The 16,809-nt window shown below is 44.8% G+C and carries 17 protein-coding genes; 5 read left to right on the plus strand and 12 right to left on the minus strand.

Translation table 11 applies throughout. The annotated features are described in order from the left end of the window. Positions 1-124: 124 nt before the first annotated feature. The 5 genes from recJ to G493_RS0102480 form a co-directional block, all read right to left on the minus strand. On the minus strand, positions 125-1,879 hold the full coding sequence (recJ, locus tag G493_RS0102460) for a single-stranded-DNA-specific exonuclease RecJ (protein ID WP_028579090.1): 1,755 nt from the start codon (positions 1,877-1,879) through the stop codon (positions 125-127). 18 nt (positions 1,880-1,897) lie between these two features. Next, entirely contained in the window at positions 1,898-2,854 is a 957-nt protein-coding gene (miaA, locus tag G493_RS0102465) for a tRNA (adenosine(37)-N6)-dimethylallyltransferase MiaA (RefSeq protein WP_035273278.1), read from the minus strand. Beyond that, complete coding sequence (locus G493_RS33925) at positions 2,851-3,045, minus strand: ComEA family DNA-binding protein (protein WP_205623623.1); 195 nt, start codon at positions 3,043-3,045, stop codon at positions 2,851-2,853. Before G493_RS33925 ends, miaA begins: the two co-directional genes overlap by 4 nt. Before the next feature lie 298 nt (positions 3,046-3,343). Further along, on the minus strand, positions 3,344-4,942 hold the full coding sequence (gene cimA / locus G493_RS0102475) for a citramalate synthase (protein ID WP_028579092.1): 1,599 nt from the start codon (positions 4,940-4,942) through the stop codon (positions 3,344-3,346). Between the two features lie 3 nt (positions 4,943-4,945). Continuing rightward, positions 4,946-6,187 (minus strand): aspartate kinase, encoded by a 1,242-nt coding sequence (locus tag G493_RS0102480; protein ID WP_028579093.1) that lies wholly within the window; start codon positions 6,185-6,187, stop codon positions 4,946-4,948. Between the two features lie 192 nt (positions 6,188-6,379). Between G493_RS0102480 and G493_RS0102485 the strand changes: the two genes are divergently transcribed. From G493_RS0102485 to rlmN, 4 genes are read left to right on the plus strand one after another with little or no spacing between them, the layout of a single operon-like run. Then, positions 6,380-6,847 (plus strand): tRNA (cytidine(34)-2'-O)-methyltransferase, encoded by a 468-nt coding sequence (locus G493_RS0102485; RefSeq protein WP_028579094.1) that lies wholly within the window; start codon positions 6,380-6,382, stop codon positions 6,845-6,847. A gap of 32 nt (positions 6,848-6,879) precedes the next feature. After that, positions 6,880-7,962, plus strand: coding sequence for a 3-phosphoserine/phosphohydroxythreonine transaminase (gene serC / locus G493_RS0102490; protein ID WP_028579095.1), 1,083 nt, complete (start codon positions 6,880-6,882; stop codon positions 7,960-7,962). A gap of 44 nt (positions 7,963-8,006) precedes the next feature. Next, a complete protein-coding gene (locus G493_RS0102495; protein ID WP_028579096.1) occupies positions 8,007-8,876 on the plus strand; it encodes a radical SAM protein in 870 nt (289 codons plus the stop codon). Next, positions 8,873-9,934, plus strand: coding sequence for a 23S rRNA (adenine(2503)-C(2))-methyltransferase RlmN (rlmN, locus tag G493_RS0102500; RefSeq protein ID WP_028579097.1), 1,062 nt, complete (start codon positions 8,873-8,875; stop codon positions 9,932-9,934). The genes G493_RS0102495 and rlmN overlap by 4 nt, the downstream gene beginning before the upstream one ends. A gap of 28 nt (positions 9,935-9,962) precedes the next feature. Here rlmN and G493_RS0102505 read toward each other — a convergent pair whose 3' ends face one another. From G493_RS0102505 to G493_RS27490, 7 genes are all read right to left on the minus strand, one after another. Continuing rightward, entirely contained in the window at positions 9,963-10,973 is a 1,011-nt protein-coding gene (locus tag G493_RS0102505; RefSeq protein WP_028579098.1) for a hypothetical protein, read from the minus strand. Between the two features lie 321 nt (positions 10,974-11,294). Continuing rightward, positions 11,295-11,474 (minus strand): zinc-ribbon domain-containing protein, encoded by a 180-nt coding sequence (locus tag G493_RS0102510; RefSeq protein WP_028579099.1) that lies wholly within the window; start codon positions 11,472-11,474, stop codon positions 11,295-11,297. Positions 11,475-11,823: 349 nt separating this feature from the next. Next, positions 11,824-12,408 (minus strand): flavodoxin family protein, encoded by a 585-nt coding sequence (locus G493_RS0102515; RefSeq protein WP_028579100.1) that lies wholly within the window; start codon positions 12,406-12,408, stop codon positions 11,824-11,826. A gap of 4 nt (positions 12,409-12,412) precedes the next feature. Beyond that, entirely contained in the window at positions 12,413-13,015 is a 603-nt protein-coding gene (locus tag G493_RS0102520) for a 2-oxoacid:acceptor oxidoreductase family protein (RefSeq protein ID WP_232363702.1), read from the minus strand. Continuing rightward, the gene (locus G493_RS0102525; RefSeq protein ID WP_028579102.1) at positions 13,012-13,854 is read right to left on the minus strand and encodes a 2-oxoacid:ferredoxin oxidoreductase subunit beta; all 843 of its coding nucleotides are present in this window, start codon (positions 13,852-13,854) and stop codon (positions 13,012-13,014) included. The genes G493_RS0102520 and G493_RS0102525 overlap by 4 nt, the downstream gene beginning before the upstream one ends. 10 nt (positions 13,855-13,864) lie before the next feature. Then, on the minus strand, positions 13,865-15,007 hold the full coding sequence (locus G493_RS0102530; RefSeq protein ID WP_028579103.1) for a 2-oxoacid:acceptor oxidoreductase subunit alpha: 1,143 nt from the start codon (positions 15,005-15,007) through the stop codon (positions 13,865-13,867). Further along, entirely contained in the window at positions 14,997-15,284 is a 288-nt protein-coding gene (locus G493_RS27490; RefSeq protein ID WP_084813387.1) for a 4Fe-4S binding protein, read from the minus strand. Before G493_RS27490 ends, G493_RS0102530 begins: the two co-directional genes overlap by 11 nt. Positions 15,285-15,615: 331 nt before the next feature. Between G493_RS27490 and G493_RS0102545 the strand changes: the two genes are divergently transcribed. After that, complete coding sequence (locus tag G493_RS0102545) at positions 15,616-16,587, plus strand: TAXI family TRAP transporter solute-binding subunit (protein ID WP_028579105.1); 972 nt, start codon at positions 15,616-15,618, stop codon at positions 16,585-16,587. The last annotated feature ends 222 nt before the right edge of the window (positions 16,588-16,809 follow it).

A 16,809-nucleotide genomic window follows, 5' to 3' on the forward strand; every position in this document is an offset into this window, starting at 1 on the left:
TGCCTCGCGATTATTTATGCGTTAAATGGTTATATGCTTAGATGGGGAAAATAGTAATGACTTCGGGGAGCTTTGTAAAAACTGCCTACACAATGTCGCATAATATATATTATGTTAAATTGCCTTATGCTCCAGTGTTGACTATATCAACAACCTGTATTTCGTTACGGCATATTCCCCTGAAAAAGGAACGTTTCAGTTTAAAAACGATGTCAACCGGATTGTCCTGTATTTCGTCCAACCGTTCAGCAAGAAAAAAACCAATGCCGGAAATGGGCTTTTGCGAATGAGAACGGAGTTGGAACTTGAGATGCCCTTTGCTATTTTTCATATTATGCAATTGCTGCTTATGCAACATGAAGAGCGGTTCTGGATTACCTTCGCCAAAAGGTTGCAGCAACTGAAGTTTATGCACAAACTCCTCAGAAAGCACCCTCTTTTGCTTTGAGCAGTAATCCACATGTAGCGAACGTGACGTAACCAGTTTTTCAGTTTCGCAGTTTTTATCAAGATCCTGCTGGAAGTCAGCGAGTTCATCTGCCCGCAATCTCAAACCTATTGCCATCGGATGCCCTCCAAACTGCTCGAGATGTTCTGAGCAATTCATTAATTTATCGTATAAATTAAGCCCTTCAATTGACCTTCCAGATCCTTTGAGAGATGGTATATCAGATCCATTATTAAGATCTTTGGTCACCACAATCGCCGGACGCTGAAAACGCTCTGCGATACGGGAAGCCACTATGCCGAGAATACCTGGGTGACAATCTTCGTGATAAATTGTCAATGCATGTGCACCCTGAGCAACACGTTTTTCGCATTCTTCCATGATTTCACCCAAAACATCATGCTCCAGATTTTTTCTGGTGATATTTAGCTCATCGAGTTGCATAGCGTATTCACGGGCCACGCTCAGAGAGTCGGTAAGAAGCAATTCCACTGCCAGGTCCGCTTCCCCCATCCTTCCTGCGGCATTGATCCGAGGAGCCAGCCGAAAGGAAATATCCTCTGAGGAGACAGCATCCCGTCTATGCAGGCCGCACTGTTCACACAGGGCAAGGATGCCTGTTCTGTCCTTATTACATAAAACTTCCAAACCGCCGCGCACAAGAATGCGATTTGCACCCAAAAGTGGCATTACATCGGCAACCGTACCAAGGGCAACCAAGTCCAGGTATTGCTTAAGGTTAGGGTAAGTACCATTGTTATCCCAATAGTTACGGTTAATTAATTCTCGACGAAGAGCAGCAACAAGAAAAAATGCGACTCCTACTCCGGAGAGTTCCTTAAAGGGAAAACTACAACCTGGCTGTTTAGGGTTTATAATGGCTTCAGCAACCGGCAACTCGCTTGGAGGTTCATGGTGATCTGTTATAACAACTTTAAATCCCTGCTTGTAAGCATAGGCAATGGCATCATTGGCCGAAATACCACAGTCAACGCTAATAATGAGCCCTCTTCTTCCATTAAGCTTTTGGATTATATGTTCAATGGATTCTATTGATAATCCGTACTTTTCCGTTAGTCGATTAGGGATGTGATACAACGGACGCACGCCAATGGATTTTAAAAACTGATAGAGGAGCACCGTTGCCGAAATACCATCGACATCGTAATCGCCGTGTATAACGATGGGCAGTTTTTGAAAACAACAGGTCAAAATCACGCGAACCGCGTCATTAATCCCCTTTAGCTGTGAAGGTTTTGGTAAACTGGTGAAACGTGGAAACAGAAATTCTTCTACGTGCTCAGCGGTTACGAATCCTCTTTGGGATAAAATGAGAGCAAGCTGGTACGGAATAGAAAATTCCTGGGCTAAAAATTGACTGATTTTAACAGCCTGAAGATCGTAAACCGGCTCAATGAGTGAAAAATTCATTACAGTGTATTTTGCGGGCTATTCTGATGGCGTGTCCAGAAATCGGTCTACAGCATCAGTCACCTCTTGGCGATTTTCTCGATCGAACCATTTCAATCCAGCGGTTTTTTTGAACCAGGTCATCTGTCGCTTTGCATAACGACGTGTATCTCGAATCAACTCTTCCTGTGTCTGTGACAAGGAGGTCTGTCCGTTTATATACCCTAAAATGTGACGATACCCAATAGCCTGCATGGATGGGAGTTGATCATCATACCCCATGGCTAACAATGTCTCAACTTCATCAATCATTCCCTGTTCAAGCATAATTGAGGAGCGGAGCGCAATACGCTCATACAGTACAGATCGTTCACAGGTTAAACCTATAATTTTAAGTTTGGCAAACGTTGTTGCCCTTCCCTGCTCTTTCTGCTGACGTTTTTTATGTTCACTCCATGGTATTCCGGTAGCCTCATAGATTTCCCATGCTCGCAATAATCTCTGGGTATCATTGATGTGAATTCGATTTGCTGTGTCCCTGTCGATAGTTTGTAGTTCTGTATACAATGCCTCCCTGCCCTGCTCTTGTAATTTTTGTTGAACAGCCTGGCGGACGGCCTCAGGCACGGCGACAGAAGAAAACAAACCTTGAGTGAGGGAAGCCAGGTACATTCCGGTCCCGCCGGTTATCAGGGGAATTTTTCCACCGGCCTCCAGCTTTTCAATGACCCTGATGCAGTCGTCAACAAATTGAGCTGCATCATATTGTTGATCCGGATTGCGTATATCGATGAGATGATGCGGCACACGTTCTTGCTCTCCTTTGGATACCTTAGCCGTTCCTATATCCATATAGCGATATACCTGCATGGAATCCATGGAAATAATTTCGCAGCCATAACGTTCAGCTATGTGCAAAGATAAATCGGTTTTCCCTATCGCTGTAGGTCCTACCAAGACCAAAACTGGAATGTTGATATGTTTCTTGATATTCATTGTACAGTTAGCGGGCAACTTGTTTTGATTTGTCTCAGTTTTTTAGGGCCAATTCCTGCTACGTGTATCAGATCATCGACTGAAGCAAAGTTACCATGATGTTCCCTGTAGGCCACTATGCGTTTAGCAAGAGCAGGGCCTATACCGGACAACAATGCGAATTCATCTGTATCCGCATTGTTTATATTCATTGGCTGCTGCAGTAAAAATTGTATTCTGGGCGAAGATACCTGTAGAGGTTCTCCACATGTGCCAGTTGAGGCGTGTGTTCCTCCGGTCTGAACCGTGCCTTTATCAGCGCATGAATTACGAGTAGCAGAAGCCTTGGGCCATGCGATGAGGTGGTTGTCTATAAATTGGAATACAAACAGGTTGTTGGCAGTATTTTCTGGTGTCCAAAATGCCCAGCAAAGGATCACTACTCCCAAAAGAAAAAGGACAAGCACACGCTTGTCCTTTTTTTGATTAGAGATACATTTCGTGTAGGTATCACCTATGCTTTGCTTTTTCATCCTTGAGCAATTTGAAGTTTATACTGTCAACAAGAGCCTGCCAACTCGCTTCAATGATATTTACGGAAACACCTACCGTTCCCCAGCTGCAGTGTTGGTCCCTGCTTTCTATCAGTACCCTGACTTTGGCTCCGGTTCCTGATTCTCCGGTGAGTACGCGAACTTTATAATCCACAAGTTCAACGTTTTCAAGACTAGGATAGAAACGTATAAGCGCTTTACGAAGAGCCTTGTCCAGTGCGTTGACAGGACCGTCTCCCATTGCAGCAGTATGCACCTCGTTACCGCCGACATACAAACGTAATGTTGCCTCAGTAAGCGGTCTCTCGGTCATACTGTATTTAAAATTCATGACCCTGAACGCTTCTAACTTGAAGAATTTTCGTTGTAAACCAAGAGTTCTTCGCATGAGCAACTCAAAACTGGCCTCAGCTGCCTCGTACTGATATCCCTGTTTTTCCAGTTCCTTCATTTCATTGATGATGGAGGACATGAGTGGATCGTCAGATTCAATGGGAATACCGTACTTTTGAGCCTTCATCATGACGTTAGCCCTACCCGCCTGATCCGAGATGAGAATTCTGCGATAATTTCCTACTTTTTCAGGTTCTATGTGCTCATATGTCAGCGGATTGCGTTTAACGGCACTAACATGAATGCCTCCTTTGTGAGCAAAGGCAGATTCCCCGACATAGGGTTGATATCTATCATGGGGTAAATTGGCGAGTTCGTCAACCAGTCTCGACGTGCAATAGAGTTGCTCAATGTTCGGTTTGACCTGACAGTCCATCTGCATTTTAAAAATCAAAGCCGGTATAATGGACGTCAGATTGCTATTGCCACACCGCTCGCCATATCCGTTGATGGTTCCCTGTACCTGGTCTACACCTAAATCAACGCTGATAAGTGCATTGGCAACAGCGGTTTCTGAATCATTATGGGCATGGATACCCAGCTTGACCTTGCGCTCCATTTGCTGCAGCTTTTTCTTGACCTCTGCTATAATGGCAGGAATTTCATGGGGCAAGGTGCCGCCATTGGTATCACAGAGGACTATGGTGTCAGCTCCTCCTGTTACTGCACGCTCAATGGTTGCAAGACAATAGTCCTTGTTATTCTTGAAGCCGTCAAAAAAATGTTCCGCATCATAAAGCAGATGTTTAACATGGGGACGGAGATATTGGAGAGACTCCTCAATAAGTATCAGGTTGTCTTCCAGGGCAATGCGCAAAGCATCTTGGACATGGATATCCCAGCTTTTCCCGAAAATAGTTATTGCTGGGGTTTTGGCCTCCAGCAATCCCTGGAGATTGGGATCTTTTTCAGGGCGGTTATTAAAATGTCTTGTTGAACCAAAAGCTGTAAGGTGTGCATTTTTCAACTCCACCTGCTGCATTTTTTTAAAAAATTCAACAGCATGCGGGTTGGCTCCAGGCCAACCACCTTCTATGAAATCCACACCCAACTTATCAAGTTGGCGGCAGATTTTTATTTTGTCTTTTACAGACAGATTAAAATTTTCAGCCTGTGTTCCATCCCGAAGGGTAGTGTCATATATTTCTATGCGTCTACTCATTGTTCAGTTATTTTCTTCGGAGGGCAGATTATCTCTATCCAGAGCAAAAGCATCATGAAGAGCCCGTACAGCAAGTTCTGTATACTTCTCGTCAATAATACAGGACACCTTAATTTCAGATGTAGAAACCATCTCAACATTAATGCCTTCTTTCGACAAGATATGAAACATTGTTGAAGCAATACCTGAATGATTTCTCATTCCAACTCCAACCACTGAAACTTTGGCGATGTGTTTATCTCCGGTTATACTGTCCGCACCAATCTCAGCGGCTAGTTTTTCTACAATTTCAAGGGTCCGGTCATAGTCACTACGCATAACGGTGAAGGTCATGTCAGTCATATGTCCATCCCTGGTATTCTGGATAATCATATCAACCAGGATATTTGCATCGGAAATAGGGAGGAAAATTTTGGCAGCTGTTCCGGGCTGGTCTGGAACCTTTTTAATGGTTATGCGTGCTTCGTTCTTGTTATAGGTAATGCCTGACACCAGAATGGATTCCATAATTTTATCCTCTTCAACAACCCATGTGCCTATGTTCTCTGTAAAAGTTGAGCGAACATGCACAGGAACATTATAACGTTTTGCCAGGCCTACCGAGCGAATGTCTAACACTTTGGCTCCAAGGCTGGCGAGTTCCAGCATCTCATCGTAACTGATACGATCAATTTTTCTTGCTTTGTCGCAGATGTTGGGATCAGTGGTATAAACGCCTTCAACATCGGTGAAAATTTCACACATGTCGGCCTGCAAGGCTGCAGCTAATGCCACAGCGGTGGTATCCGATCCACCACGTCCCAGTGTGGTGATATTACCGTCGTCGTCAACGCCCTGAAAGCCGGCAATGGTAACAATTTTGCCTTCATTCAGGTGATTATGAATGACATCGGAATCAATATTTTTAATTCGAGCTTTTGTGTGGACATTATCGGTGTGTATGGATACCTGATCTCCCAACAAGGAAACAGCTTTATATCCAGCCTCCATACAGGCCATTGCAAACAGAGCTACAGTAACCTGTTCTCCGGTTGAAAGCAAAGCATCCATTTCTCTGGTATCGGGTCTTTTCTGCATTGCATTGGCAAGGCCTGTCAAACGGTCTGTTTCTCCGGACATCGCAGACAAGACAATAACCATCTTATGCCCTTTCTGATATTGGGTTATTACCCTCTCAGCAACTGCTTTTATTTTCTCAACGGAGCCAACAGATGTGCCTCCAAATTTCTGCACGATGAGCGCCATAATATTCCTCTAGACTTTTTACTCCTCAGATATGCCTTAGATGATTGGTCTGTGGGAGGGAGAATTCCTTAAAAGTATACCAGCACAACCCAAAAAAGCGAACCCCTGAATGTAAGACGATTTTTTAAATTTGCAACATCAATCGATATCCGGTACATACGAAGGCCTATTTGTACTATAGGAGAGGACGTAATGACCCATAAACCATTGCATATTGTTCTGGTAGAACCTGAAATTCCGCCTAATACAGGCTCCATTGCCAGACTGTGCGGAGCAACGGACACTGTACTTGATCTGGTGCATCCCCTTGGTTTCAGTGTTGACGACAAGCATCTTAAACGGGCAGGATTGGATTACTGGCCCCATGTTGCTATCAATCACTGGCCAGACCTGGAAACATTTCTTCAGGCTCAGGACGAGGCAAACCTATATTTTTTTACCACCAAAACGAGTACTGCGTATACCCAGGCCCAATACCCCCCAGGTGCCAGGCTGATTTTTGGAAAAGAGACTAAAGGTCTGCCTGAGGAAATTCTTGCACTGTACAAGGACCGTTGCTATACAGTGCCCATGAGTAATACGTCCATCAGGAGTCTTAACCTGGCCATGACCTCAGGAATAGTTTTATATGAGGCGCTACGCCAGATTCGTCATTTCTAAATACGCTATCTATCACAAAAGAGGAAACCGTCATGCCAGAGAGGATCTACAATTTCAGTCCTGGTCCGGCTACCCTTCCCTATGAAGTTCTACAGGAAGCAGCCAAAGATATAGTGAACTTTCAAAACAAAGGTATTGGTTTGATAGAGCTCAGCCACCGCTCCAAAGAGTTCATGGCTGTTACAGATGAAGCTGAAAACTTGATACGGGAAATTTTCAGTGTTCCTGACAATTACAAGGTATTGTTTCTGCAGGGAGGTGCCTCTTCTCAATTTTTCATGGTCCCCATGAACCTGCTCGGCAACGGTAAAAAAGCTACGTATCTTAATACCGGAACCTGGTCCAAAAAGGCTATCAAGGAAGCAAAACTGTTCGGGAATATTGATGTTGCCTATTCCAGTGAAGAACAATCCTTCAACAGGGTGCCTGGAGATGATGAATACACCGTTGCACCAGATTCCGAGTACCTGTATTTTGTCAGCAACAATACTATTTATGGTACCCAGTTCCAAAGCATGCCTAACAAAGATAGCATGCTGATTGCTGATATGTCTTCGGATATATTCTCCAGGCCTGTAGACGTCAGTAAATTCGGTCTTATTTTTGCCGGTGCTCAGAAAAATATCGGACCAGCTGGCGTGACCCTGGTAATCATAAGGGAAGATTTGCTTGATCGTGCTGGAGAGTCTGTTCCCACCATGCTGAAGTATAAGACACATGCTGACAAGGGCTCTATGTTCAACACTCCACCATGCTTTGCGATTTACTGTGTGGGGCAGGTGATGAAATGGCTGAAAAACCTTGGTGGCATTCCTGCCATTGAAAAACTTAATCAGGAAAAAGCGGCTCTGCTCTATGAAGCCATAGACAGTAATGACTTTTACCGAGGACATGCGGAAAAGACCTCTCGCTCATTGATGAACGTCTCTTTCAACCTCCCTACCCCTGAACTTGAGGCACAGTTTATCGCTGAAGCTGCAACTATGGGGCTGGACGGGTTAAAAGGCCATCGCTCAATAGGTGGTTGCCGTGCGTCCATATACAATGCTTTCCCTATAGAAGGTGTTGCAAAACTTGTTGAATTCATGACTGAATTCGCCAAGAAAAACAGCTGATAGACAGAGGGGAATACCTGGCCACAGCTATTCCCCTATTTGCCATGGACTATCAGGGAGAAATTATTAGACCGCCCAGCGAGGCCAATTCCATTATTCTGCAGGTAACAACCGGCTGTTCCCACAACAGATGCACCTTTTGCGGAGCCTACACTGATAAACAGTTTAAACGAAAAAAATGGGAAACAATAGAGCAGGATCTGATTTTTGCGTCAACAAGGTGTAAACGGCAAAAAACACTTTTTTTAGCAGACGGAGATGCTCTCGCCCTTCCCCATGAAGACTTGCTCGTTCTATTGGAGCGTATTCAGTATTATCTCCCTTGGATCAGAAGAATATCCAGCTATGCTTCTGTTCAAAACATTGCCCGTAAAACTCCTGGCGAACTCTCAGAGTATCGAAATCACAAATTGCAACGCATCTATCTCGGGCTCGAAAGCGGACTTGACGAGGTGTTGAAAAGAGTACGCAAAGACGTTACGAGTCTGGACTGTATTGAGATGGCACAAAAGATTCGCTGTGCAGGTTTTTTCCTTTCTGTGACCTGCCTGCTTGGGTTGGGTGGTACAGAATTATCCACAGAACATGCTGACGCTACGGCAAAAGTTCTCACACAGATGCAGCCAAACCAGATTGCCATGCTTACCTTAATGTTGCTACCAGGGACATCATTGCATAATGACTGGCGCGCAGGTCGTTTTCAGTTACCGGATCAATATGGGCTGCTCAGGGAACTCCGAATGATTCTGGTTGGCATGCCAGCTGTGCGCAGCCAGTTTTTTGCCAATCACGCATCCAATTATCTGAATATCCAAGGACGATTACCCCGCGACCGAGAAACCATGATTGCACAGCTGGACAACGCTCTAGCAGGCAAGATACACCTTAAACCAGAACACTTCAGACGGTTATAACAGTGCTGCAGGATATAAAAGATCTCACCCAATCAGAATTAATCACCTTTGTTGAACAACTGGGACAACCGGCTTTCAGAGGCAGGCAGCTTCTTGCCTGGATATACAAACCGGGTATCAGAGATTTCGACCAGATGACTGATCTGGCAAAAGCTTTTCGAGCAATTCTCTCAAAGAAGGCCATAATTAGTCGGTTTGAAAAGGCAATTATTGAAGAATCTGTCGACGGTGCTGTTAAATTTGCTTTTCAGCTGCATGATGGTGCAGTTATTGAATCGGTGCTTATTCCAGAAGAAGACAGAAACACCCTGTGTGTGTCTTCACAGGTTGGCTGCGCCATGGGGTGTCATTTTTGCCTGACCGGGGAAATGGGTTTTACCCGGAATCTCACAACGGCAGAAATTATCAATCAGGTTTGTGCCGTCAGAGAATGGGCTCTCTCCAGGGAAAAAGGAAACTTATCTAATCTGGTTTTTATGGGAATGGGAGAGCCACTGGCGAACATGGATAATCTCTTGAAATCCATCGAGTTACTCACCGAGCAAAGGGGACTCGATTTTTCTGCAAGGCGCATAACCGTATCTACCTGCGGCCTAGTTCCACAGATGATCCAGCTTGGAGCACAGACATCGGTAAATTTAGCTGTCAGCCTGCATGCTGTTGACAACTCAAGACGCTCTGCGATCATGCCGATCAATAAGCGGTACCCCATTGAGGAGGTCATCAATGCCTGTAAGAATTATCAACATAAGAAGCGTCAACGCATCATGATAGAATATACGTTGCAAAAAGGTGTTAATGACAGTGACAAGGATGCTCGTATGCTAGCTTCGTTACTCAGGGGCGTTCCCTGTAAAATCAACCTGTTAGCAATGAACAGTGGAAGTACGGTTAGCGCTGTTTCCTCTGCCAGGGACAGGATATTGCGCTTTCAGCAGCTTCTCCGGGAAAACGGTTATACGGTTTTTATTCGTCAGAGCCGAGGTAGTGATATATCAGCAGCCTGCGGCCAGTTGGCAGGTAGAGAGTGGCAGGAAGAGCTGGCCCAAACTCTCTAAGGGACCTAAAGGACGCGGAGAACGGTTTTTATATTCTCTCCAATGAAACGTTACGCTGTGTCAGCGCCGTTTTGGCTCGCATCGAGCTGAGTTTTTTCCTGAAGGTCTCATCAGCTTTGCTGGAATGAATGACTTCCCAAGCGCAAGCTATAAAATCTTTGGCGATTTTTTCAGCTGGGGCATCTTCTGAAAATCTAATGATGCCTTTCATATATTCAAAATGTCCCAAACCTGGATTCAATGAAGAATATTTCTCAAGGTTTTCGGCGATATATTGCTGAAGATCCAAAATCGGATTTTCTTTACCCTTCTCCTGCATGGCTTGCACAAAATAAAAGAGAAATTCTTCAAGTGCAGGGCGAAGTTCATTATACACCGGGTTTTTTACTTTCACCGTTTGCTGAGGTGCAGAGTTTTTTTCCAGGGCTTCCTGAGCCGCATTTTCAGAGATTTCTTTCACATACGAACCAAACCTAAAGATCCCTTCCCCAGCCTGTACCTTGCTCAGGAGCAGATTATAATCCTCGTCCGATTTGGACATCCCGCCCCGGCCCCAGGAATATGAACCTCCGATGCGGTTTCCTTCGTGAAAAAAGAGAAGACCGCCTTCCTGTTTATTGGCAATATCGACATCAATAAAACCAGAAAACTGTTTTTGTCTAAGTCTGAAAATCAGGTCTGGCAATGGAATCTCTGCAGATTTCAGTGAAGATTTAGCACGCTGATAGGCAGGCATATGCCCCCAAAAAAATATGGCATAAGGGTCAAGGGAAAAAATTTTCAGAACAAAACTGTATTGTTTAAAAGGTTGCTCAACAACAGAAAGATCTTCCGAATGAGCAGCTCCCTGTCCTTTCTCCTGAATAAAGCTTCGTATTACATCACTTTCATCAAAATAGATGAGTATTTCACGGGAGACAGCTTTTCCGTATATGCAGCCCGCACCTATTTCTCCCTGTAAATGTTCTGTCAGCCTTTCCAGGTTGAGATAGTAGCTATTGAGCCCTTCAAGAAAAGGTTTTTCCTTGGGAGTTAGCATGCTGTGTACAAAATATTTGTATTTTCAGTGTTTAATAGAGGGCAGTCAAACCTGGAGTAAATGACAAGCTCATGCCCTGCTTTTTTCGAATGGTTTCAGACTGCCTGTTTTAGCAGGTTGGAAACTTTTTTCCAACAAATCTCTACACAAATCGAAGCCTCAAACTGCCGGCCTTGTTTTTCATAATGCATTGGTGATGAAAAAATTACGGCAATCTGTGCATATCAGGGAGCATCGCCTCCGTAAGGGCTGGTTTGTAAATACAGGTAGAGAGTGATACGTAGTCACCCTGGGCCCAATAAAGTAACTACGTATTGTGTACTATTCGTTATCAAAATCATCCAGGGAAGGAAAACTATCTGTTTCCTTGGCCAATTTTTTCTTCTTTTCTACAATAATGATATGACCACACTCCTGACAGGAAAAACGAGCGCGGTCACTTTTCATTTTAGATTCGTCAATATTGTATTTTTTTGCGCATTCTTCACAGATTGCAAGCATATGTTCACACTCCACGTTTAAAATCACTGCTTTTTCGATCCATTACCTCCAAAGCAGCCAAATCCTTACTCATCCGAAATCGGAGATACACCTAACAGGTGCCAGTCTCAATATGAAATTTGCTCACGCCAGGGGCGTGTATCTCAAAGTGTGCTGCTTGGTTGAGAGTACACACCGGCTCCAAATTTCTAGCTCCAGGATGGTACAGAAAAGAAATATACATTCCCTTCATCGTTGTACTGTTATATGGCATCCAGACACGGGACGTCAATATTTAAGGTTAAAGGCTCGGAAAATAATACACACTAATAGAAATGATACGGTACCCCCGTTAATTGTTCCTGCCAACCTAAGCGGCTGGGATATTGAGTTTATTTAGCAGCCACGCCATGTTTTTACCCAAATCCTGCATGGTTGCCACACCCTCCGTATCATCTGCAAACTCACCTTTTTCTCTCCCGATTCCTATATTCCAATAACTGGACCCCACTATAATCATCTGGCTGATGGTAAACAGATGGTTCATGGAATCAAAAGCATGTATAGCCCCACCCCGTCGTCGGGCAACCACTGCTGCACCGATCTTACGTTTGAACATGTCGTTGTTTGCCCGGGCAACCATTCCGGCTCTGTCTATAAGTGCTTTCATCTCAGGACTGATGTCAGCAAAATAGGTTGGAGAGGCGAGTATAATAGCATCGGCCTCCACCATCTTCTCTATACAGGAATTGATGCAGTCCACATCCACAATGCATTTTTCATTTTTTTTCTTAAAGCATTGATAACAGGCAATACATCCGTGTGGATGCTCACCGGCAAGTTGTATCTCCTCTGTGTCAATGCCTGCTTTTTCCAACTCTGCAAAAATATATTGAATCATCATGGAAGTGTTCCCGTTTTTTCTGGCACTTCCATTAAACGCGGCAACTTTCATTTGCTTATACCTCGTCAGTTTCTGTAAGTATTGATCGTGGAAGATCCTGCAGGTTACACTTTTCAGCTTCTTCCACCCCTCTCCGAAACGCTTCCTGGTTGAGTTTCTCTGTACCCTTCGGAACACGATTGAGTAACGCCTTTTCCAGGTTCTCTAACGTAACTCTATGACACAAGTGCCCCACTGCCCCTAATGCAATCATATTTGCAACCATTTCCCGGCCAAGCTCGTCCCGTGCAATACCTGTAAAAGGTATGGGGATAATCCTGCTTGTCGGATACTGTTCCACCAGGGTGGAATCAACAATCAATAACCCCGATGCGTTGAGATCGAAAAAATACGCATCGCAGGCGACCTGATTCATAGCCAGGAGTAAATCAAGATTCAATGCCTTGGGATAATCAATGGGACTATCGCTGAGAACAACTTCAGCCTTTGAGCGCCCTCCCCTGGCTTCTGGGCCATAACTCTGGGTCTGACAGACAAACTTACCATCGTAAACACCCGCAGCTTCTGCAAAAATAACAGCGGCTGTTATTAAACCCTGTCCTCCTGATCCACTGAAACGTATCTCATATCGTTGCCTGATGGCTTTCATCGGTCTCATAGCTCACCCTCAGCCTCATTTGCCCGCTGCCGTACCTTTTTATACTCTTCCGTACTTATCGGCATTTCACGATCAGTGAGGACACCAATTGTAATTTTGCCCGCCAGCTCCTCTGCACTCAGCTTTTCAGCCTTTTTCACTGTAACGGCATTGTCCCGATAGGTTTTCAGCATCTCTACAGCTCCTCCAAGCTTATTTCTGCGGCCATATTGCACGTGACAGTTGGAAATAACCTCCACTACAGCGAACCCGCGTTTACGCATGGCCTGCTCAATAAGTTTGTCCATTAACGCTGCATGATACACTGTAGCCCGTGCGACAAAGGAGGCACCAGCTGTGACCGCCAGTTCGGCGATAGAGAAATCATGTTCAATATGGCCGTACAAGGAAGTTGTCGATTTGGATCCGAAAGGAGTTGTGGGAGAATACTGTCCTCCGGTCATCCCATAAATGGAGTTGTTGACTATAATTGCCGTTAAGTTCAAATTTCTTCGCGCAGCGTGGATAAAATGATTGCCGCCAATAGCAGTGGCATCACCGTCTCCCATAATGGTTACCACATTCAATGAAGGTTTGGCCAACTTTAAACCTGTGGCGAAAGTCAAGGCTCGGCCATGGGTCGTATGCAATGTGTTGAAATCAGTGTACGTGGGCATCCTGCTGGAACAGCCTATCCCCGAAGCGAGAACAATTTCATCCTTACTGAGTTCCATGCGATAAATCGCTCTAAGGAGAGCGGCCATGACTATTCCGTTGCCGCATCCAGGGCACCAGACATGGGGGAATTTCTTATTATGACGAAGATATTTATGGCGTATTGCCTGAGCAGGTATGGTCATGGAGTTCCTCCTACAGCTTAACCAGTTGCGTATACAGTTCCTGGGGAGTGATAAAGTTGCCGTCTATGCGGTTATGCTTGACCACAATGCTTTTTCCCTGGTTCACCCGTTGAACTTCCCGGCTGATCTGCCCCATGTTCATTTCAGGAACAAGAACAGCCCTGCATTGCTCGAGTACAGGAGTGACTTGGCTTCTGCAGAACGGGAACAGGGTAATAAGCTGCAGAAGTCCGGCCTTTGTTCCTTGCTTACGAGCATCTTCCACTGCCTTATAAGCTGACCTGGCTACTGATCCGTAAGCAATGACGGCTACTTCAGCATCTTCCAACATGAAATTCCTCGTCATCATGATTTCAGGAAATCCCCTGGTAATCTTTTGGGTTAGGCGATTCTGAAAATGGAGGACTTCATTTTCTTTCTGAGTAGGAAAACCATGCTCATCGTGAATCAGCCCTGTAACATGATGACGATACCCATCCCCAAATGCAGCCATATGGGGTACGCCCCGGTTGTCTCCTTCATATGGCTTATACCAATCAGGAGGTACACTTGGACGTATACGATCCACTATTCTGATTCTTTTGAGTTCGGGCAGTTGAACACATTCCCTTGTATGGGCAACAACCTCATCGGAAAGAATAATAACCGGCACACGAAACTGTTCGGAGAGATTGAAAGCCTTTACTGTAATGGAAAAGGAATCTTCCACCGATGAAGTGGCCAGCACTATAATCGGGTGGTCCCCATGGGTTCCCCATCGGGCCATCTGAACATCACCCTGGGAAGGGCATGTCGGCAGGCCTGTGGAAGGACCTCCTCGCATAACATTCACGATGACACAGGGGACTTCGGCAACGCAGGCATAGCCCAGATTTTCCTGCATCAAAGAAAATCCAGGGCCAGAAGTAGCGGTCATGGATTTGACGCCGGCGAGAGATGCTCCAATTATTGCCCCCATACTGGCAATTTCGTCTTCCATCTGGGCAAATGTACCCCCAACCTTTGGCAGTTCCGCCGCGAGAAGTTCTGATATTTCAGTGGCTGGAGTAATGGGATACCCTGCAAAAAATCTACACCCGGCAGCAAGAGCACCATAGGCAACAGCCTCGTTACCCTGGAGAAGCAGCCTTTTGTTCTCAAGATCAGATATCATCTTTTCTCCTCCTGGGTTGTCTGTCACAGACGGTAATGGCAAAATCAGGACAATGCATTTCACAAAACCTGCAACCGATGCATTTATCAGGATCTTCTATGCCGGGCTTGCCATTTTTATCTGCGATAATGATATGTCTTGGACAAAATGCTATACAAATACCGCAAGCTTTGCACCAATCATGGTAGAATTCAATATCGTAGAGTTTTTTTTTCTTGGGTGTTTGTGTCGTTTCTGTGGTGGCTGGCTGGTCAGGAGACGTTTTTTTTTCTTTCATAGTAACAAGATGAAGTACTGCGAAAAATTGATTAACCGCGATGAACCCTCAAAGAGTGATCATCTGCTCCTCTCCTTTTTGGCATACAGGTTCTCAGATAAAAAATCAAGGGGATCTGCCTAAAACCTCAACAACCCACAAGAAAAGAGTTCCGTCTACGCTTTCGAGAATATGGGGAAACAACCAAACTGATTGAATAGAAAATGCAAGTAAACCTTGTCATGGAGTGCAATTATTTTTATATTTTCCATTTGTTGCTCAAGAGTGACATAATTCAGTTGTCCGGTGTGCAGGAATTCCGGGCAAATCACTACCATCAACGGAGGCATGAATGAAAAAAGGACTATTTTTTTCGATCGCACTTGCAGCGGGAATGTGTATGGCGGCAACTGCCGTGCAGGCCAAAACACAGTTTGTTACCATTGGTACGGGTGGCATAACCGGTGTTTACTACCCTACAGGTGGGGCCATCGCGAAAATGGTAAACAAGAAGAAAAAAGAATACGGTATCCGTGCTACAGTTGAATCCACCGGCGGATCTGTTTTTAATGTAAATGCTGTAATGAACGGTGATCTTGAATTTGGTATTGTACAATCTGACCGTCAGTATCAGGCCATTAACGGATTAGCAGAATGGGAAGAAAAAGGACCGCAAAAAGATCTGCGTGCAGTATTTTCCATTCACCCTGAATCTGTAACCTTGATTGCTGCTGTGGATTCCGGAGCTAAAGATATCGCGGACCTTAAAGGTAAAAAAGTCAATATCGGTAATCCAGGGTCAGGCCAGCTGCAAAATTCCATGGATGCTTTCAGTACGGTAGGAATTGATATAGAAAAAGATATTGCTGCTGAGGGCGTAAAAGCTTCAGAAGCTCCAGGTTTGTTGCAGGATGGACGAATTGATGCCTTCTTTTATACTGTAGGGCACCCCAATGGAGCTATCAAGGAAGCAACATCCGGTGCCCGTAAAGTCCGTTTTGTTTCCATTTCCAATGTAGCAGATCTCATTAAAACCCATCCATATTATGCTAAATCAATAATCCCTATTGAATTATACCCAGGAGCTGAAAACGAAGCCGATGTTTCCACCTTTGGTGTTAAAGCGACTCTGGTGACCTCAGCAAAAGTTCCCGATGAAGTCGTGTATGCCATTACTAAAGAAGTTTTTGAAAATTTTGAAGAGTTCAAAGGGCTCCATCCTGCATATTCAACTTTGACCAAAGAATCCATGCTTGAAGGGTTATCTGCACCTTTTCACCCTGGCGCTGAAAAGTATTACAAAGAAGCTGGATTACTGAAGTAAATAAGTGTTTCAATATAAGGACAGCTGGGGCAATGCCCCGCTGTCCTTTTTTGTTTTATCTCGTACTGCAGGGTGCTGTGCTACCACTGTTCACATCTCTGTTAACCCGTTTTTCTCACTAGGAGTCTGTCGGAGAATTGCTACTTTTTCTCAGATTAAGGTATTTTCAGATAATCAGGCACAGCCATATAGTTGATATTGCGAGCATTGACTTTCTGGAAA

The sequence above is a fragment of the Desulfogranum japonicum DSM 18378 genome, from assembly GCF_000429945.1.
Taxonomy (GTDB): domain Bacteria; phylum Desulfobacterota; class Desulfobulbia; order Desulfobulbales; family Desulfobulbaceae; genus Desulfogranum; species Desulfogranum japonicum.